General features: G+C 47.5%; 20 protein-coding genes and 1 tRNA gene. 8 read left to right on the top strand and 13 right to left on the bottom strand.

The features are described from left to right. Positions 1 to 524: 524 nt before the first annotated feature. The 4 genes from HAL07_RS03395 to glmU form a co-directional block, all read right to left on the bottom strand. Positions 525 to 1361 carry a hypothetical protein gene (locus tag HAL07_RS03395; RefSeq protein WP_156295932.1) on the bottom strand — a complete coding sequence of 279 codons (837 nt, stop codon included), beginning with the start codon at positions 1359 to 1361 and terminating at the stop codon, positions 525 to 527. A gap of 71 nt (positions 1362 to 1432) precedes the next feature. Then, entirely contained in the window at positions 1433 to 1963 is a 531-nt protein-coding gene (locus HAL07_RS03390) for a hypothetical protein (protein WP_053945118.1), read from the bottom strand. 41 nt (positions 1964 to 2004) lie between these two features. Continuing rightward, the gene (locus tag HAL07_RS03385) at positions 2005 to 2382 is read right to left on the bottom strand and encodes a hypothetical protein (protein ID WP_053945117.1); all 378 of its coding nucleotides are present in this window, start codon (positions 2380 to 2382) and stop codon (positions 2005 to 2007) included. Positions 2383 to 2940: 558 nt separating this feature from the next. Further along, the gene (glmU, locus tag HAL07_RS03380; protein ID WP_082355813.1) at positions 2941 to 4254 is read right to left on the bottom strand and encodes a bifunctional UDP-N-acetylglucosamine diphosphorylase/glucosamine-1-phosphate N-acetyltransferase GlmU; all 1314 of its coding nucleotides are present in this window, start codon (positions 4252 to 4254) and stop codon (positions 2941 to 2943) included. A gap of 99 nt (positions 4255 to 4353) precedes the next feature. Here glmU and fliP point away from each other — a divergent pair, with 99 nt between their 5' ends. Next, positions 4354 to 5082 carry a flagellar type III secretion system pore protein FliP gene (gene fliP, locus HAL07_RS03375; RefSeq protein ID WP_231624673.1) on the top strand — a complete coding sequence of 243 codons (729 nt, stop codon included), beginning with the start codon at positions 4354 to 4356 and terminating at the stop codon, positions 5080 to 5082. Here fliP and HAL07_RS03370 read toward each other — a convergent pair. From HAL07_RS03370 to HAL07_RS03360, 3 genes are read right to left on the bottom strand one after another with little or no spacing between them, the layout of a single operon-like run. Further along, positions 5066 to 5518 (bottom strand): DUF4149 domain-containing protein, encoded by a 453-nt coding sequence (locus tag HAL07_RS03370; RefSeq protein WP_082355812.1) that lies wholly within the window; start codon positions 5516 to 5518, stop codon positions 5066 to 5068. The genes fliP and HAL07_RS03370 overlap by 17 nt on opposite strands. Next, positions 5518 to 6168, bottom strand: a complete 651-nt coding sequence (locus HAL07_RS03365) for an outer membrane protein (RefSeq protein WP_082346344.1) — start codon at positions 6166 to 6168, stop codon at positions 5518 to 5520. Before HAL07_RS03365 ends, HAL07_RS03370 begins: the two co-directional genes overlap by 1 nt. Positions 6169 to 6177: 9 nt before the next feature. Then, positions 6178 to 6993, bottom strand: coding sequence for a flagellar hook-basal body protein (locus HAL07_RS03360; RefSeq protein ID WP_053945116.1), 816 nt, complete (start codon positions 6991 to 6993; stop codon positions 6178 to 6180). A gap of 62 nt (positions 6994 to 7055) precedes the next feature. Between HAL07_RS03360 and HAL07_RS03355 the strand changes: the two genes are divergently transcribed. Then, a complete protein-coding gene (locus HAL07_RS03355; RefSeq protein ID WP_082346343.1) occupies positions 7056 to 7631 on the top strand; it encodes a DedA family protein in 576 nt (191 codons plus the stop codon). A gap of 53 nt (positions 7632 to 7684) precedes the next feature. Continuing rightward, positions 7685 to 7849 carry a hypothetical protein gene (locus HAL07_RS07920; protein ID WP_156295931.1) on the top strand — a complete coding sequence of 55 codons (165 nt, stop codon included), beginning with the start codon at positions 7685 to 7687 and terminating at the stop codon, positions 7847 to 7849. Positions 7850 to 7892: 43 nt separating this feature from the next. On the opposite strand, the gene HAL07_RS03350 is transcribed toward HAL07_RS07920, so the two are convergent. The 5 genes from HAL07_RS03350 to prfB form a co-directional block, all read right to left on the bottom strand. Beyond that, positions 7893 to 10403 carry an outer membrane beta-barrel protein gene (locus tag HAL07_RS03350; protein WP_053945115.1) on the bottom strand — a complete coding sequence of 837 codons (2511 nt, stop codon included), beginning with the start codon at positions 10401 to 10403 and terminating at the stop codon, positions 7893 to 7895. Between the two features lie 8 nt (positions 10404 to 10411). After that, complete coding sequence (locus tag HAL07_RS03345; RefSeq protein ID WP_053945114.1) at positions 10412 to 11092, bottom strand: outer membrane beta-barrel protein; 681 nt, start codon at positions 11090 to 11092, stop codon at positions 10412 to 10414. A gap of 47 nt (positions 11093 to 11139) precedes the next feature. Next, positions 11140 to 12411, bottom strand: a complete 1272-nt coding sequence (locus tag HAL07_RS03340; protein WP_053945113.1) for a peptidase U32 family protein — start codon at positions 12409 to 12411, stop codon at positions 11140 to 11142. Further along, positions 12408 to 13184 (bottom strand): protein phosphatase CheZ, encoded by a 777-nt coding sequence (gene cheZ / locus HAL07_RS03335; protein ID WP_053940787.1) that lies wholly within the window; start codon positions 13182 to 13184, stop codon positions 12408 to 12410. Before cheZ ends, HAL07_RS03340 begins: the two co-directional genes overlap by 4 nt. 263 nt (positions 13185 to 13447) lie before the next feature. Then, positions 13448 to 14542, bottom strand: a complete 1095-nt coding sequence (gene prfB / locus HAL07_RS03330; protein WP_053945112.1) for a peptide chain release factor 2 — start codon at positions 14540 to 14542, stop codon at positions 13448 to 13450. 81 nt (positions 14543 to 14623) lie between these two features. Between prfB and gdhA the strand changes: the two genes are divergently transcribed. After that, a complete protein-coding gene (gdhA, locus tag HAL07_RS03325) occupies positions 14624 to 15970 on the top strand; it encodes an NADP-specific glutamate dehydrogenase (protein WP_053940785.1) in 1347 nt (448 codons plus the stop codon). A gap of 25 nt (positions 15971 to 15995) precedes the next feature. On the opposite strand, the gene HAL07_RS03320 is transcribed toward gdhA, so the two are convergent. Beyond that, positions 15996 to 16072, bottom strand: a tRNA-Arg gene (locus HAL07_RS03320). 100 nt (positions 16073 to 16172) lie between these two features. Here HAL07_RS03320 and rpsU point away from each other — a divergent pair. The 4 genes from rpsU (at position 16173) to HAL07_RS03300 (ending at position 18856) form a co-directional block, all read left to right on the top strand. Further along, positions 16173 to 16385: a 30S ribosomal protein S21 gene (gene rpsU, locus HAL07_RS03315; protein ID WP_053940784.1), complete on the top strand. Its 213-nt coding sequence runs from the start codon at positions 16173 to 16175 to the stop codon at positions 16383 to 16385. A gap of 8 nt (positions 16386 to 16393) precedes the next feature. After that, positions 16394 to 17152 (top strand): 3-oxoacyl-ACP reductase FabG, encoded by a 759-nt coding sequence (gene fabG / locus HAL07_RS03310; RefSeq protein WP_053940783.1) that lies wholly within the window; start codon positions 16394 to 16396, stop codon positions 17150 to 17152. Positions 17153 to 17345: 193 nt separating this feature from the next. Further along, the gene (acpP, locus tag HAL07_RS03305) at positions 17346 to 17582 is read left to right on the top strand and encodes an acyl carrier protein (protein WP_015106458.1); all 237 of its coding nucleotides are present in this window, start codon (positions 17346 to 17348) and stop codon (positions 17580 to 17582) included. Between the two features lie 29 nt (positions 17583 to 17611). After that, the gene (locus tag HAL07_RS03300) at positions 17612 to 18856 is read left to right on the top strand and encodes a beta-ketoacyl-ACP synthase II (protein ID WP_053940782.1); all 1245 of its coding nucleotides are present in this window, start codon (positions 17612 to 17614) and stop codon (positions 18854 to 18856) included. The last annotated feature ends 2 nt before the right edge of the window (positions 18857 to 18858 follow it).

Genomic DNA, 18858 nt, shown 5'->3' with positions numbered 1-18858 from the left:
CATGTTGGAGTATTGAAACCCGACTTCGCCATAAACGCCGTTGTTTTCTGCCACAAGGGGCAGAGCCACTAACCCGAACACAGAGAGAAACTTAAACATTGTCTGTCTTTTTTAAAAAGTAAAACCCAAGTTCTAGCGAAAAAATAGGGGTTTTTGCCATAAAAGGAGAATAATATTTTAGATGATTGGGGTAATAAATGAGTACTAAAACAATTTCTCCTTTGTATCTTTAGGTAGATTTGCGTTAGTGATTTTGATCGGATAAAACCTGATTTTGCGATCGTGTGTAAAAACCCTTGTTGTGCGGGATTTTCATCCATAGTCACTTTTTGTGATGGGATTTAAGGGAATGGGGGCGTGTGCGCCTTATCAGCATCAAAAAGATTCGAGGAGATTCCCACCAAAATCTGCCAAAATATGGATACAGATTTGAAAATTACTCGTAATGTCTTGCAATAGCTTTACTGCATTAGGACATTTCGCAATAAATAAGATTTGGTATTTTTCATCGCCCCATCTTAAGTTTAGAAAAGATGTGCAAAAGAAATATAGACATCGGCATCTTTATGATCTTCATCTAAAACAATGACATTGCTGCCTATTTTCATATTGATGTAGTGGGCGATTAAGGGGTCCATGATCCCTACCTTAAAGATATTGCGATTAATTTGAAAACGCAAACCCACATTAAAGAGGACATTATAGTTGGCAGTAACGCCTGAATGCGGACCGCTTGCACCTAAGAAATAGTAATCTCCCGTTCCCATGGCCCCAGCATAAATGCCCGCAAACCTTGGACGAACACCATGAGAAACAAAGAGATCGAAGATCAAATCAGCCCCTGCTTCCCATAAAAACCCTTGCAAAGATTTAAACCCTTGCAGTTCTCGCAATAAGGGGCTAGCCAAATAGCTATACCCAGCATTAACATGGACATCAACCCCTAAGTGATTGACAAAAAAGTATTGCACACCTACCCCTAGATTGGCATTCCAATTAATATTAGCAAAGGGGCGCGAAAGGCTATTGATTGTCCGTGTAAGGGGGGCTACACTAATGGTGCCTTGTAGTGGTGTGATTTTTCCTTGTTGCCCGATCTTAGCTTGGGCGTTTTGGATTTCAGCGATGAGATTACGATAGGTCAACCCCAAAGTGGGGGGTGTAGGCATGGACTCTTTGTGCAAAGTAGGTGGTGGTCCAAACACACTACGAGTACTAGGAGGAGAAAAAGAATAACTGGCGATCATTGTACTTTGCATAATAAAAGAATTATAGACCTTAATGATCGCACGAATCGCCTGTGTGGGCGAGCCAAAATCTACAAGTTCCTCCCCTATTTGGATGAAACCATGCAGAGACACGCGTCACTTGAGAGGCAGAAATTCCTGAATAACCTATAGGTCCTAACACCTCTTGAAATTTCACATCGAAGTTATGCATACAGCTTACAGATTGACAATAGCTTGCTTTCACACCCTTCTTGCACGGCTTGACTCCACTGACTTTGGGTGATCACTTTGCTTGTGTCGTTTTTATAAGGACCATCAAAGAACCAAGGCATGCTGCTATTCACGATGCTATCAGTATTTTGCATCATTTGGTTGAGGGCTTGTTGTACCTGGGTGGGGCTATAAGTGCTAGGCAGAGCTAGGCAATCTGGCGAATCAATACAAGTGCTGAGATTATGAGACAACTCTTGGGTTGTGCGATCATAAGCGGTGACTTGATCGGTATAGGTGCTTTGGTTTTGCGCATAAGTGATTTGGGCTTGTTGGTTATTTTTAATCACGCTATTGACCTGGCTCTCGTAAGCATCCTTATCTGTGGTGAGCTTGTTATTGTACTGATCGATCTGTTGCTGTAAATTTCCATCGATGCTCTTGAGTGTGTTAAAAATATTTTGGTAGTTTTGGATAATGGCTTGATCATTGGCGTTGTTAAGGGTTTGAGGGTTAGAATCCATCAATGCTATTAAATGGGCAATTTGCACGGAAATTTGAGACTCTAAGTCTTGAATTTGGGCCTGGAGAGCTTGGATTTCAATGGGATCTGAGTCACATTGAAGGTCGTACCCACTTGTGCTGCACTTGCATTAAGGCTTTTAATGTCATTGACTAAATTTTGCAAATTGCCATTGAGGCCATCTTGCAAATTCGTGCTGTTAAGAGGAACACTCGTTGCTGATGTGCTAGAGGAACCGGTGCTTGTTCCCATGCTTTGTGCACCAACTGTACCTGATACATACACCCCATTGCGAATATCATGGCCATTGCGGACATCACGGTCACTGCGGACATCACGGCCATGCAGAGGGGCCAAGACTAGGCAGAAAGACAACAAGCCACGCCAAAGCACTCTCGCTTCCACTATGGGCTTTTTCATGTTCTCCATCATACTGAGCGCATTTAGCGTAAAACACCTATACTTTAACAAACTTACACCAACATTTATTTACTATGTAGTCCTTTTTACTCTTTGCATAGAATATACTCTCATAGGGGGGAGCCATAAAAGTTGTTTTTACAAACTTAAACTCTATTGATCTAATTTGATTTTGCAGGGATTTTAAGGATTTTAACCCCATCTTGCCCCACTTTGGGCACAAAACTGGTGGTTATAGGGCAATTTTCGAAAAAGTGCTTAATAAACGCCGTTGTTTTCAGCCACAAGGGGCAGAGCCACTAACCCGAACACAGAGAGAAACTTAAACATGCTCCACCTTTGTTGTAAAGTGAAGCACAAATTCTAGCAGAAAAATAAGGATTTGGAGTGAAAATGAGAATAATATTTTATAGAGTGTGAGTAATAAATAAGTCCTTAGTGTGTTTTAAGGGCAATTCTAGCCATAATCCCTAGTATGAAACACAACAAAAGCCTTTATTGTTTGTGCCCCTTGCAGTGTGTGCTGTGGGGGTAGGCTTAAGGGCCACAAGGGGGCAATTAAGGCTTCTTAAAAAATTTAAAGTACCCCTTGGGGATGGACACTTGGGGGGGGCGCACGAGGACTAAATCCCCCTCTTGCATGGGCTCAGAAACTGTGCTGCCTGCGCCAATCAGCACGTTGTCAGGGATATTTAAGGGGGCGATAAGTTGGCTGTCGCTGCCAATAAACACATTTTGCCCGATGTGCGTGTGGTGTTTGTTTTTGCCATCATAATTGCAAGTGATGACCCCCGCCCCGACATTTGTCCCGCTCTCAATGGTGCAATCGCCTAAATAGCTCAAATGCCCCGCTTTCACCCCACTTAAATGGGCACTCTTGGTTTCTACAAAATTACCTACATGGCTATTGACGATCTTAGAGCCGGGGCGCACATGGGCTAGCGGGCCTATTGAGCTGTTTTCAATGTGGCTGGATTCGACCACGCTGTGCGCCTTGATGTGGGCTTCTTGCAAAAAACAAGCCCCCGCTAAATGCACCCCCTGCTCGAGTACACACCCCGTCCCAAAGCGCACCCCCTTTTCTAAATAGATGGTGTGGGGCATGTGCATACACACCCCCGCTTGCATGGCTTCATCGCGCAATTTCTCTAGCATTTTGCCCTCAGCAATGGCCAATTCGCGTTGTGAATTGACCCCCAAGAAAGAATCAGAGGTGACAAAAACGGGCGCAAAACACCCCCCACCCAAGCCCACAAGTTGGGTTAAATAGTATTCGCCTTGGGCGTTGTTTTGATCTAAGCGGGGCAAAAACTCTTGCAAAAACTCTTGGCTCAACAGATACACCCCGGCATTTAGGGTATTTAGGGCTAGAATCTCTGCGCTTGCGTCCTTTTCTTCCACAATGGTGGTTATTGTCTCGCCTTGCAGGCACACCCGCCCATACCCGCTTTTATTCTCTAGGCTAAAGACTCCAAGGGCGTTGGGCTCTTTGCTTTCTAAAAAGGGCTTTAAAGCCTCTTTAGACACTAGGGGCATGTCGGCGTTTAAAACTAAAAGGCGGTTATGGGCGGTCTTAATTGGAGTGGGGGAAACGCTTTTGCCTCCTTGCATCAAAGCCCCACCTGTGCCGGGGTATTGCTCTACATTCTGTAAATGGATTTTAGGCTTGTTTTGAAAATGCGCGCGGATGACTTCGGTAATGCGCTCGTGTTCGTGGTGCAAAATGACATGCACATCCTCGCTTAATTCAAAAGCCACTTCCAGCACATGCACTAACATTTCCTGTCCGCAAATTTTATGCAAGACTTTTGGCAACTTGGAGCGCATGCGCGTGCCCTTGCCCGCCGCTAAGATCACAACCGATACTGCCATTTTTTCCCTTTTTAGGCAATTTTAAAAACAAGCCTATTATACTTAAAAGCTTATCCCACACAAAAGGGCTTTTCCTTGCGTTTTTTCTTCTCTTGGGCTGTGCTTGCCTCTTGTGTGTTGCTTGCAGTTACGCTTAAAGACCCTGTGATCCCCACGATCAATTTATCCCTCAGCGCGCCCCACACGCCCACGCAATTGGTTACAAGCTTAAATGTGGTGCTGGTCTTAACCCTCTTGGTGCTCGCCCCCTCGCTCATCCTTGTGATGACAAGCTTTATCCGCCTCATCGTGGTGTTCTCGTTTTTGCGCACCGCTCTAGGCACGCAGCAAACCCCCCCCACACAAATTTTGGTGTCTTTGGCGTTGATTTTGACTTTTTTTATCATGGAGCCTGCTGCTAAGAAAAGCTACGACACCGCCATTAAGCCTTATTTGGCCGAAAAGATCTCTTACACTGAGGCTTTTGAAAGGGGCATTGTGCCCTTTAAAGAGTTTATGCTGCAAAACACGCGAGAAAAAGATTTAGCCCTTTTTTTCAGAATCCGCCACTTAGAAAACCCCAAAAACCCCAGCGCAGTGCCCTTAACCGTGCTTGTGCCCGCCTTTATGATCAGCGAGTTAAAAACGGGTTTTCAAATCGGCTTTTTGCTCTATTTGCCCTTTTTAGTCATTGATATGGTCGTGAGCTCCATTTTAATGGCGATGGGGATGATGATGTTGCCCCCCGTGATGATCTCTTTGCCCTTTAAAATCCTGGTGTTTATTTTAGTCGATGGGTTTAATCTCTTGGTTGAAAATCTAGTGGCAAGCTTTAAACACCTCTCTTAGGCCTTAAGAGTGCTCTCCAAATAAAGGACAAGCAGAGCAAAACAAGCAAGGCTTTAAAGAGTGTTTCGCTCTGTGCGTGCATGGCTAAAAATTGGGGGCTTGTGGTCGTGTTTGTGGCTTGGGCGCTTAAGATATAGGGGGTGTAGTAGAAACTAAACAAAGCGATCAGGGCCGCCCCGCCTAAGTGGAAAAAGAGCAACCCCGATTTATGCACCGCCCAAAGCACCAAAGCGTCCAACACCAAAACCCCCGCCAAAACATTTAAAAGGTAATTGCCCCTCACAAAAATACGCCCCATCAATATCCCCGCGTGGTGTTGATCTAAAATCCCAGGGGTCTTAAAGAGAACAGGGGCAACACACGCCCCAGAGAAAAGCACCATACCCACACCCACGCCCAAAGCCAGCAACACCAGCACACGCCACAAGCGCAACATTAGAATAAGAAATAATAGGCGGCGGTGAATGCCCAATCACGTTTTAAGGACAGACTGAAGTCATTAAAAACACCACCGTCCACTCTACCCTGCACATGGGTAGCGAGCATGGGAATTTTTACACCCACTTCAAAGGCACTGTGTCTAGCGATCACCGCCCGAACGCCCACATTGACCATCCACTGAAAGCGCGTTGCCCCTCCCGGCCCATGCACCGCATACCAAGTGTTACCTCCCAGTGCCACGCCACCAAACACGCCTAGATTAGACTTTTCGCCATTTAAGAGATTGACGAGCAAATCTGCCCCCACGCCATAGCCAGACAAATTAAAGGTGTTCTTGCCAAAGTTAGCGTTCCGATTCCACACCACCTTGCCAAAGTTAGTTAAACCCCAGTTGTAAAAGCCATAAAAGCGCAAGCCCACATAGCCCTTTTCCCCAAAGAGCAGATTATAGCCGACCCGTACGCCTACGCCCTGGGTGATGGCGGTGCGGTTCATACTATTGGGTTTTTTGCCACTGATACGGGCTTTAAAGGTCGAGCCGCCCACTTCATAAATGCCCCCGATGAAAAATGCGCTCTTTTCAGCGTGTAGCCCCCCCCCACAAGCCAATAAAGCAAGGGGTAGAAACTTTTTAGATAACTTCATAACGCCCCCTTACGCCCTTGCCGCCAACTTACTGATCGCCTCAGCGTGCATGTCGTCCATGTGGGTTCTCAACACTTTAGAGTACATATCCACCAAGCGGTTGGCTTCAATGAGGCGGGTCATTTCAATCACAGCATTCACATTGCTTTTTTCTAAAAAGTGCTGGTGGACAATGGGGGCGTTGAGCTCAGTGCGCTCGTCCATTTTATCCTGCGGGTAGGTGTAAAGGTTATCGCCGATTTTCTTTAAGAGTTTTTGACTTTGAAAGCCCACCACGGCTAAAGCCCCCCCGGGCACCTCCTCGCCCCCTTGTCTAAAAAACATGTCTCCATTAGGCGACACACTCACGCTTGCTCCGGGCAGCATTTGTATCCCTGCGCCATTTTCAATCCCCCCGCGGCTTAAGACGTGGTAGCCCTCTTTAGTGCTTAAAAACCCTTGTGCATCAATGGTAAAACTGCCATCCCTAGTAAAGGCGATGCCCTGCGGGGTTTGCACCACAAAATAGGCATTAGGATCGCTCAAGGCAAAATCCAGCTCGTTGTCTGTCTTTTGCATCGGCCCTAAGCTGTAATCGGTGTATCTCTCCACGATGATGGGCACGCGGTCTAAGTTGCGGTTTAGATATTTAGCGGCCTGCTTGGTTTGATCGGGCAGGGGCAATTTGTCGCGGTAGTTTTGATAAAGGCGCAGAAAATCGCCCACAACGACATCATCGCGTTTAAACCCGGCGGTGTTGAGATTGGCTAAATTATTAGAAATCTGATCCAAGCGGTTAAACTCTGTAACCATGCCCCCCGTGGCTGCGTAATAGCCATTCGTCATGCTAAACTCCTGTCGGACTTTGTGCTATTATACCCTAAATAAACATTAAGCGAAGGATTGTAGTGGATTTAGCACACTTCCAAGCCTTGTTCGACTCTTGGGGATATTTGTTTCTCTTTGTTTATTCGTTTGGGAGTGGGTATGTGGGGCTTGTCTTGGCGGCAATTTTGAGTGCAGCGGGGCATATGGACATCACAAAGACCATGCTTGTGGCAGGGCTTGGCAACTTTGTGGGCAGTTGTTTATTGGTGTGGCTTGGGCGCACACAGAAAAAAGAGGTGCGCGGCTACCTACACAAGCACCGCCGCAAACTCGCTTTAGTGCATGTGTGGATACAAAAATACGGGGCGTGGCTGATTTTCTTTAATAAATACATCTATGGGGTGAAAACTTTAGTCCCCCTAGCCATAGGCCTTAGTAAGTTTTCTTTTAAGCAGTTTGTGTGGCTCAACGCGCTCTCTTGCGTGCTTTGGGCTTTATTACTAGGAGAGATCACTTACCACGCCAGCGCGTGGGTGCGCAACTCTTTAGATAAGGGCAACGCTTACTCTTATCTCTTGCCCACGATCTTCATTGCTAGCTTGGTGGGGCTGTGGATTTTAATCTCCAAACTTAGCCAAAAAACCCCAAGGGATTAGCGCGTGGTTGGTTTAAATGCGCTAAGTTTAAGGGATTTAATAAGGAGTTGCTGATGAAAACTAGGGTTTTGGCGTTGGCGTTGGCGTTGGTTTTTGGTGTGGGTTGCGCCCACAAAGCGGCTTGTGATACCAAGCCTAAGCCCGTGGCTAAGGGGCTTGCCCAAGAGGCCCCCAGCGAGCAGTGCCCTGATAATGGCGAACCTAAGCAAATTCAGTAAAATCTGAGGGAGGAAGCCCCAAAGAGGGAGTCCCTGTGGGTTTTTAAAAAATCTGCGTGAAGTTTAAGAAGAGTTGTGAGCTCTTGTAATTGTCAATAAGTTGCAACTCTTCGTGAAAGCCCTCTTTGGTGTGCGCTTTGATCATTTGGGTTTGCCCCACTAAGGGGACATGCACGCCTAGACTCCACTTAAAGCGGTTTAAACGCACGCTCAAGCCAAAGACCCCATCTACATTGAAATTAAAGCGGGTTTGCATCGGGGCTTGCAAAATGTAGGCGTTCCACACATTGCCTAGAGCTAAAAGCCCCGCAAAAAGGCCATAGGTTTGGATTTTTGTCCGCCCATGCCCTGTTTTTTGAATCTTGCTGTAAAAATTCGTTAAGAGGTTCGCCCCAAAGCCTAAGCTGTAACGATTCAGCCCGCTTAAATTGGTTTGTGAGCTCATAGACCCGCCCATGTATAAATAGCGGTAGGCAAAATAGCCATAGGTGGAGACTCCAAAAAAGGGGGTGAAGTATTTTTGATACCCCCCCTGAGCCTGCAAGCCAAGTTGTAAGGAATTGGCCCGCAAGTTGCCCGAAGCAAAGATCAAGGCGGGTTTGTTGGGGGCGTTGATGGTGGGCATGGGGGCGGGGCTGGTGCTAATGATTGGGCGCAAAGGCAAAGGGGGCAAAGGGGGAGTACCTTTTAGAGGTATAGAAGGAGGAGAAGAAATTGCGGGGATGGGGAAAGTGTGTTGCAATGTGGGCTTTTCGTTATAGGTTTTTTGGGCCGCTTGGATTTGTGTTTGAGCTTGGGTTGCAATGGCTTGTATGCCATTTTCAATCATTTGGGGGGCTTGACCTGTTAAACCAAAATAGCCTAAAAATATTCCATTGCCCCATCCATTGGGGTTTTGATAATCGCACACCTTATAGCCTTGTGAAAAAGCCAGCCCTTGGTCATCAGAGGTTTTGCAATAGTCAATGACTTGTGGGCTATTCCCGGGGGAATTTAAAAACCACACGGGATTTACGGTGAAAATTTGCAACATGCTAGGGATGATGTCTTTTGCATAGACATTGACAATATTCTCCACTTGTGTAAATTGCCCATTAGTTAAATCTTGTTTAATGTCTTGATACAACTGGGAGTTAGTGAAGTTGCCCGCAAAGCTTGGATCGCCTATATAGCCATTTAAAAAATTAAAAAACTTATTAGCTTGTTGGCGCGGTTGATTACCCCCACATTGTAACTTCCCCGCACAATTGGAGTTCATAAGGGGAAAGTTTGCCGCTTCAAGTTTGCTCACATTGAAAAGTGTATTCCAAATGTCTTGGGGGGTTAGGTTGGTGGTGGTTGAGGTGTTGTCTAGGACTATGTGTGTGTGGGTTTTTGAGGTAGAGCTAGGGGTGTTTATGGCGGTGTTTAGGGCACTTAGAGCTTTATTAAAACCAGACAATGCATCGTTCATGAAGGGAGGTTTATTCCACGGCGCAGAATCATTAAAACCACAACTATTGGGCAAACCACCTACCCCCGGATTATAAGCACTCCCGTCGGCGTATTTGCCAAAAACAAGCGCAAAGGTGCAGTTATAGGTGTTGTTGATAAATTTCATGTTCTTGGGATCGGCGTTGTCAAGGTCAAAGCCCTTGCCCACAGCGTAGTTTTCCCAAAGATAATGGAAGGCTCGGCCTAGGGATTGAGAGATGGCTACAATTTGGTTTAAGGCATCTTCGCTCGCCTCTTGTTTTTCATTGTCAAGTTGCGAGATGGCGTTGGCATTGTCAATTGCGATTTTTTGGTTGGCTACGCTCAAGTTTTTGATGTCCCCACTCACCCCCGAGATCACCGCCCCAAGTTCGTTGCTCAGAGCGTTTAGGGCGGTTTGGATTTGCGCCTTGCTTAAGGTGTTGATATTGCTCCCATTGGCGTTTAGCGGGGCGGGTAGAGCAAAAGGGGTGAAGGGCACATTCAAATCCTTTGCCACTTGCGCTATTTGGGTGTTAAAGTTCTCTAGGGAGTTGATTGCGTTTTGTAAAATCTGTAAATCTTGTCCGCTGGGCTGGCTATTGATCGTGTTTTCGTAATTGCTGATCTCTTGGACATATTTGGATAGGGCATTTTCGGCTTGGTTGATTTTATCTTGGTTGGCGTTGCTGTATTCTTCAAGGATTTTTTGTAGGTAGGCTTCGTACTCTTGTACGCTTTTATTAATCGCGCTGGGGGTTTGGTTGTTCGTGTCTAGGGCGTTGAGATTGGCAAGCAAGGCCGTGGCCTTTGTGGAGGTGAGCGTGAAATGCGATAATATCCCTGCGATGGTTTTAAGGGTATTGATGGTTTGGCCTTGATCGGTTTTGAGTTTAGCCACTGCTACATTGTAGGCCTTAAGCTCGGTTTGGTAGGCTTGTTCTTTAACGGCGTTGATGGGGGGGTTGTAAAGGTATTCGTGGGCAATGCTCCCCCCGCCCACATCCATGCCAAAGGACGCAAAAGGTCCATCCAAGTAAGATGCAAAGGGGTGGGCACCTAGCCCCATTAGGCAGAGAATAAAAACCCAAACTCTAAGCACGCTTGATCCTAAAACAAACGGGTGAAGTTTAAAAAGAGTTCAGAGCTCTTGTAGTTATTGACAATCTCAAACATGCGGAATTGTTGGTTGCCTGCGGGGAGCTTAATGTATTTAATTTCGTTGGCGATGGGCATGTGTATTCCTAGACTGATTTTAATGCGGTTAAAGCGCATATGCACGCCAAAAACAGCATCGATGTTGGCGTTGTTGCGCACATAGGGGGTGTTGTTGTTAAAGTACAAGGTCCAAATATTGGCGACTGCCAACAACCCGCCAAACACCCCAAAGGCGCGCACTTTAGGGCGTTTGCCCTTGACATTGACAATTTTACTATAAAAGTTGAAAAGCAAATTCGCCCCAACGCCCACTTGGTAGCGATCGATGTTGTTGGCTTGGCTCGTGGCTTTCGCCCATTTATCCATGTATAAATAGCGGTAAGAGAAGTAGCCATAATAGCCCACGCCGATAAAGGGCGTGAAGTAATTTTGCTCCCCTAATTTAGTTTGCATGCCTAAAAATACAGAGTTGGAGGAAAAATTTTGCGTGCTGTTTAAAATGCGGTTAGCCAAACGCCCCTCTCCTACACCCATGCCCAAGGAGAAAAAAGCACCATTTAAGAAGTGGGCGGTGAGGTGTGCGCCTAAGGGCACACACGCCAGCAACAATAAAAAAGCTGTTTTGGCTCGCATCTCAACTCCTTGTAGCAAACAGCACAGCCCACTAAAACCACCTGTTTTTAAGGGGTAGTGGTCTTTGAACGTAAAAATGTGCGGGCGGGTAGTTTTGTGGGGAGTCTCACCGGGTTGGTGTTGCCACTATGGATGCTCTCCAACTCCTGCCCGTTTTCTAACGCGATTTTATACAAGCAAAGGTAGTGCCTGCCCTCAAAACTATAAAGCTTGCCTAGCTCGTTAGCCACTGGCTCAAAGTGCGCCCCATAGGGCAAGACCACTTCATACGATTCGTTGGGGCGGGTGGTGAATTTGCATAGAAAATGCAAGCCATCCTCTAAAACTTCCCCATTGACCTGAAAATCCCCCTCGCTGATCGCCGTTTTAAAATTCTGCGTGTCGAGGCGCTGGTGGGGGCGTTTGATTAAGTACCCTTCAGTAAAACCCCGGTTTTTGAGCGTGGCTAACTCGGCTTGGTAAAGAGCGGGGCGGTATTGGTTTTTGTAATAGTCGTCTATGGCCGTGCGGTAGGTCTTTGTGGCGATGGCGGCGTAATAACTCGATTTTGTGCGCCCCTCGATTTTAAAGGCACTGATCGCCTTTGTGTCTAAAATGGTGGCGATGTGGTTGGCTAGGTTTAAATCTTTGGCGTTTAAAATGTGCGTACCCACGCCCTCCTCTTCCTCAAGGCGCATCAAAACGCCCGTGTCGGGGTTTTTGATGTAATACTCGTAATCAAAGCGGCAATCATTGGCGCAAGAGCCCCGATTAGGCACGCGCCCGTGTTGCAAAGCAGAGATGAGACAGCGCCCCGAAAAGGCAAAGCACATGCTCCCATGCACGAAAATTTCAATCTCTAAATCGGGCAGGTGTTTTTTAATCTCAACAGCATCGCTAAGGCTCATTTCTCTAGCCGCCACAATGCGCTTCACGCCCATTTCATAATAGGCCTGTGCGTCCAAGACATTCATCACATTGGCTTGGGTCGATAGGTGGATGGGGATATGTGGGGTGAGTTTTTGCGCCAGCCTTAACACGCCGGGGGTGGCGATGATGAGCGCATCGACTCCACAATCGGCTAACTTATAAAGTTGCTCCTCTAAGAGCTGGATTTGGGCGTTAAAAGGAAAGCCGTTTAAGGTGGCGTAAAATTTTTTGCCCTTGGCGTGGGTGTAGGCCACCCCCTCTTTAAAACTCCTTAGATCAAACGCTTTAGACGCGCGGTTCCTTAAAGAAAACTGCCCCAAGCCCGCATAAACCGCATCCGCCCCATAGTCTAGGGCGATCTTAAGTTTGGTTAGATTGCCTGCCGGGGCGAGTAATTCGACCAAAGCTATTTTTTACCAAAGGCGGCGATCAACGCCTCAATGTCGCTCTCACTCGCCGCGCTCTCGTTGTCATCGCCGATGATGTAAGAGGCGGAGCTGACCCGTTTAGAATCGGCGATACTGCCCTCAAATAGGGCGTTCATGTACTGCGTCAAAGCGCGCATGACATTGATGACCCTCTCGATTTTTTGGCGGTGTATGTCTTGAAACTGCATGATATCCATCGCCTGCATGGAGCTATCCGAGCAACCCTCAGCCTTCTCTTGTATAGAGTTGATGCCTTGTAAAATTTCATTGGTTTCGTCTAAGGAAGTTTGGAAGGTTTGGATGAGGGGGAAGTTCTCTGCTAAGACCTCAAAAATTTCTAGGTGCTTTTGTAGGGGGGTTTTGATTTTCTTTAAAGCTTTTAAAATCCCATCTGCGCTCATGTTGATGTAGTCGAGCTGGTCGAAAATTTGGGTGGCTTTCACCTCTGAATCCCTCGTAACATCATCCAGCTGATGCACGACCTTGTGTTCCTCAGTGGGAGGTGGGGGGGGCCACTCCTCAGAGTCGATCTTGCCATATTTTTCGGCCATCTTTTTATCCACTTTCATGTTCGTGTGCTGGTCCATGCCATGGTCCTCTTCGGCTTCGTGGGCCTCTTGGCTCTCTTCCTCACTCCCCCCCTTGATCTCTTTTTCTCCTTTAATCTCCTCTTCTTGCTCCGCCTTTTCTAGCTCAAGGGTGGCCACTTCCAAACCGCCCCCGCTCATCAAGGCATCTAGTTCTTCTTGGGTCATTCATCACTCCTTAGATAATCCAGCGATTATAGTTTATTTTACTTGTGTAAATGCTTTAAGGCGTTGGGGTGTTGCAAGCACTCTAGGGTCATCTATCAATTTTGGTTTTGCCAAGAATTTTTAAATTTAAATTTTGTCAATCCGCTGTTTTAAGGGGCGTTAAGCTCTGGTGTTGATCGTTTTTTGTGGCCCACAAGCGCGCCTTAAGGGCTAGCGCGCAAAATGCAAAGTAAAACCCAAAAGTCCAAAAATTTAGACAGGCTTTAAAGCGCCTGGGCTTTATGGACCAAGACATCTTGCATGACTTGGTCCAAGTCCCCGTCTAAAATTGCCTCCACTTGGCTGTAAGCGATCTCGCTTCTTGCGTCCTTGATTTGTTGGTAGGGGGCTAGAACATAGCTTCTAATTTGGTGTCCCCAGCCAATTTCGCTTTTCTCCTCTTGGTGGTTTTGTTCTTGTTGTTTGTGTAGCTCCAATTCGTAGAGTTTAGATTTGAGCATTTTTAACGCCATGGCCTTGTTTTTGTGCTGGCTGCGGTCATTTTGACACTGGACGACAATTCCGGTCGCGTGGTGTGTGATGCGCACAGCCGAATCGGTCTTATTGACATGTTGTCCGCCCGCTCCGCTTGCACGGTAGGTGTCTATCTTGATGTCCTTTTCCTCGATCACAATGTCGATTTCGTTGTCTATCTCAGGGCTCACCTGCACGCTTGCAAAACTCGTGTGCCTCTTGCCATTGGCGTTAAAGGGGGACATGCGCACGAGGCGGTGGACACCATTTTCATTTTTCATATAGCCATAGACATTCACCCCCTTAATGCTAAAAGCCACGCCCTTAATGCCTGCCTCCTCGCCCTCTTGGTGATCTAGCAACTCGACTTTAAAGCCTCGCCTCTCTGCCCAGCGCAAATACATGCGATAGAGCATGCCCGCCCAATCTTGGCTTTCTGTCCCCCCAGCCCCCGGCTGAATGCTCACCAAAGCGTCCAAGCCATCGTGCGGGTCACTAAGCATGACCTCCACTTCCATGTTTTGGATACAACTGGCTAATTTGGGGGCCTCTTCAAAAAGCTGCTCTAGGGCATTTGTGTCCTCTTGGGTCAGTTCAAAAAGCTCAAGGGCCTCCTCTAGGGCTTGCTTAGTTTTGTTGTAGGCCTGTAACAACCTCTCCACGCGCATTTTTTCTTTGTTATTCTGCGTGGCTTTGGCCTTATCCTGCCAAAACTCTGGGTGCGTTTGTTCTTGAATTAAGGTTGTTAAGCGTTCTTGTAGGCCTTGGGGTTTGATGATTTGGGCAATGTTGTGGCACTTGCCCTGTAATTCCTTAAGCAACTCGCTGTATTGGTAAGCGTCCATTGTGTTTCCATAGTGTTAGTCGTTGGCAACTATTATACAATGATACGGTGGGTGTTTATCTTTATAAAAGTGGGGAGTTTTATGTACATTACAAAGGTCTTAAAGTATGTGGAGGGTTTGTACCCCCAACAAGTGGAGTTTAGGCAGGCGGTCGCTGCAATGTTGCACGCCCTAACCCCCCTACTCAAAAAAGAACCTAAATACGAAAAGCATGCCATTTTAGAGCGACTCATTGAACCAGATAGGCAGGTGTTTTTTAAGGTCGTGTGGGCCGATGATCAAGGCAAAATACAGATCAATCGGGGTTGGCGTGTCCAGTTTAACAACGCTTTAGGCCCTTACAAGGGGGGCTTAAGGTTTCACCCCAGCGTCAATGTGGGCATCATTAAGTTTTTGGGTTTTGAGCAAGTCTTTAAAAACGCGCTCACAACCTTAAACATGGGCGGGGCGAAGGGGGGGAGCGATTTTGACCCAAAAGGCAAGAGCGATGCAGAAATCATGTGCTTTTGTCAGGCTTATATGGACGAACTTTACCGCCACATCGGGGCCTTAAGAGATGTGCCGGCCGGCGATATTGGCGTGGGAGCTAGAGAAATTGGCTATCTTTTCGGGCGGTATAAAAAAATTGTCGATAGCTTTGAGGGGGTTTTTACGGGCAAAAACTTAGATTGGGGGGGGAGTTTGGTGCGTAAAGAGGCGACAGGCTATGGGGCCGTGTATTTCGCACAAGAAATGCTAGAGGCGCGCAAAGAGGGGTTAGAGGGCAAGGTTTGCACCATTTCAGGCAGCGGCAATGTAGCGATTTACACCATTGAAAAGCTTTATCAAGTGGGGGCAATACCAGTAACGGCCAGCGACTCTGATGGCATGGTCTATGACAAACGGGGGATTGATTTAGAACTGCTGAAAAAAATTAAAGAGGTACAGGGGGGGCGTGTTGAGGATTACGCCAAACACAAAAAAAGCGCCATTTATACCGCCGCTAAAGATTATGCAAAAGGCACCAATGGGGTGTGGAGCGTGCCTTGTTTTGCGGCCTTTCCTAGTGCCACGCAAAACGAGCTTAGTGAAGCCGATGCAAAAACTTTGTTGCAAAATGGTTGCAAATGCGTGACTGAGGGGGCGAACATGCCCTCTAGCACACAGGCCATGCATGTTTTTTTAAAGGCAAAAATTTGCTATGGTCCGGGCAAGGCGGCAAATGCCGGTGGGGTGGCTGTGAGTGGCCTAGAGATGGCACAAAATGCGGGCATGCACGCGTGGGATTTTGAGACGATCGATCAAAAACTACGCGCGATCATGAAAGACATTTTTACCAGCAGTGCGCAGACGGCCACCGAGTTTAAGGACCCCACAAACTTAGTTTTGGGCGCAAACATTGCTGGATTTAGAAAAGTCGCGCAAGCGATGATCGATCAAGGATTTTAGATTTTAAGGGGATAGATTTTGAAAGTGGTGTGCTCAGAGGGATTCAAACCCCCGGCCTACAGGACCGCAACCTGTTGCTCTATTCAGCTGAGCTATGAGCACCCAAAAAGTCTTATTGTAGCAAAATTTTTGCAATTTTAGGTTAAATTTACAAAAATTTGTTAATATGGCGCATATTTCATACAAGAAAGTAGGTGGTGGCATGCCCGGGATCAAGGTGCGCGAGACAGATAGTTTTGATGAGGCTTATCGGCGTTTTAAAAAGCAGACAGACCGCAACTTAGTGGTGACCGAGTGCCGTGCAAGGCGCTTTTTTGAGTCCAAGACCGAGAAACGCAAAAAACAAAAAATCAACGCCAAGAAAAAAATCCTTAAACGCCTTTATATGTTGCGCCGTTACGAAGCGAAGTTATAGGGTTTAGCGTGGAGTTTAGCGGACAAAATGTCTTGGTTACGGGGGCGACTAGGGGGATTGGGCGCGCCATAGCCTTGTTGTTGGCTAATTACAGCCACAAAGAGGGGGGGCGTTTAAAGGTGTGGATCAATTACCGCTCCAACCCTGAGAGCGCAGATGGCCTGAAGTCTGAGATCGAACAGATGGGCGGGAGGGCCGCCTTGGTTAAATTCGATGTTACCGATGAAAAGGCCTTTGTGGAGGGGATTGCCGCGATCGTGGATGCCGACGGGGGTTTAAGCTACCTTGTCAATAACGCGGGCATTGTGCTAGACAAATTAGCCCTTCGCATGAAAACCGAGGAGTTCATGCAGGTTTTAGACACGAACCTTAAGTCTGTCTTCATTGGGTGCAAAGAAGCCCTAAAGGTGATGGGGAAACTCCGTTTTGGGAGCGTGGTGAATATCTCCTCGGTGATTGCCGAGCGGGGCAACATGGGGCAGGTCAATTATGCGGCCAGCAAGGGCGGGATTTTGTCCATGACCAAATCCTTCGCCCACGAGGGGGCACTGCGCGGCATTCGCTTTAACGCCATCACTCCCGGTTTCATCGACACGGACATGACTGCGCTTAACGAAAGCGTGAAAGAGGCTTATTTAAAGAACATCCCCCTAGCTAGACTGGGCGAGCCTAAAGAAGTCGCCGGGGCCGTGGCGTTTTTACTCAGCGACTTGTCTAGCTACATCACGGGCGAGGTCTTGAAAGTCAATGGGGGCTTGTATATGTGATGGACGCAAATTTCAATTAAGGAGAAGCGGTGCATTTTGTGTTTATAGTGTTGCTGTTGGTGATCATCTATCTTTTATACCGGATCATCGATGTGTTGGAGCATAAATAGGCGCGATTTTAGGGTTTTTAAAGCGTTTTAAAGCTAAAATCGCGGGATTGTTTTGAAAAATTACATTTAGTTTAGGAGATTTTATGGCTTTGTTTGAAGATGTACAGGCGGTGATTGTAGAGCAGTTAAATGTGAGTGCATCGCAGGTTACTGAGGAGGCGGATTTTATCAAGGATTTAAACGCGGATTCGCTTGATGTGGTGGAGCTCATCATGGCTCTTGAGGAAAAATTTGGGATTGAGATCCCCGATGAGCAAGCTGAAAAGATTAAAACAGTGGGTGATGCGCTCCGCTTCATTCAAGACAATAAACTCGCTTAGTCCTTATTCCTTGTAAGTGAGGAGTTCTTTTGCGTAGGGTTGTGGTAACGGGCATGGGGATGGTCAATGCCCTAGGACTGAATAAAGAAGATGCTTTTAGTGCCATTGTGGGGGGCAAGTGTGGGGTGAAAAAGATCACCAGCTTTGACACCACCGGCTTTCCCGTGCAAATCGCTGCGGAAATCACGGATTTTGACCCCGCTTTGGTGATGAATCTAAAAGATGTCAAAAAGGCCGGGCGTTTCATACAGCTGGCCCTTTTAGCAGCCAAAGAGGCGATCTTTGAGAGCCAAATTTTGCAAGAGGGCAAGTGCCCGCAAGAGTTCGCAGAGCGCATGGGCATCAGCTCGGCTTCGGGCATCGGCGGGCTTGGCAACATCGAGGCGAACTCCATTTATTGCTTTGATAAGGGGCCACGCAAGGTCAATCCCTTTTTCATCACTTCCGCTTTGGTGAATATGATCGGGGGCTTTGTGTCGATTGAATACGGCATTAAAGGCCCCAACATCTCTAGTGTAACCGCCTGCGCTGCCGGCACGCATGCGATCATCGAGTCTTATAAGACAATCGTTTTAGAGGGGGCAGATCGCATGCTCGTGGTGGGGGCAGAATCGACCATTTGCCCCGTGGGCATCGGGGGCTTTGCGTCCATCCGCGCGCTCTCTAACCGCAATGATGAGCCTTTAAAAGCCTCTAGGCCCTTTGACAAAGAACGCAATGGCTTTGTGATGGGCGAGGGCGCTGGGGCGTTGGTTTTAGAGGAGTATGAGAGCGCTAAAAAGCGGGGCGCGCCCATTTTTGCCGAGCTTGTGGGCTATGGTGAAAGCGGAGATGCCAGCCACATCACCGCCCCCGCCCCCGATGGTGAAGGGGCTTACCGCGCGATGAAACAAGCCTTAAACATGGCCAGCAAAGTGGGGGCGAGAGTGGGCTATGTCAATGCGCACGGCACGAGCACCAGCTACAACGACCTTTATGAGACCATCGCGCTGAAAAATGTCTTTGGCGGGCGGGACGCAGTCCCACCCGTGAGCTCCACTAAGGGGCAGATTGGGCATTGTTTGGGCGCGGCCGGAGCGATCGAGGCGGTGGTGTCTATCATGGCGATGCAAGAGGGCGTGTTGCCTCCCACGATTAACCAAGAGAGCCCCGATCCGGGTTGCGATTTAGACTACATCCCCAATGAGGCCAGAAGCGCCAAACTAGAGGCGGTCATGAGCAATTCCTTTGGGTTTGGCGGGACTAATGGCGTGGTGATCTTCAAAGCTTTGTAGTT

It is taken from the genome of Helicobacter ailurogastricus (assembly GCF_001282945.1).
GTDB lineage: Bacteria > Campylobacterota > Campylobacteria > Campylobacterales > Helicobacteraceae > Helicobacter > Helicobacter ailurogastricus.
Note: the sequence above shows the minus strand (reverse complement) of the source record. Positions and strands in the feature narration are given on the sequence as shown.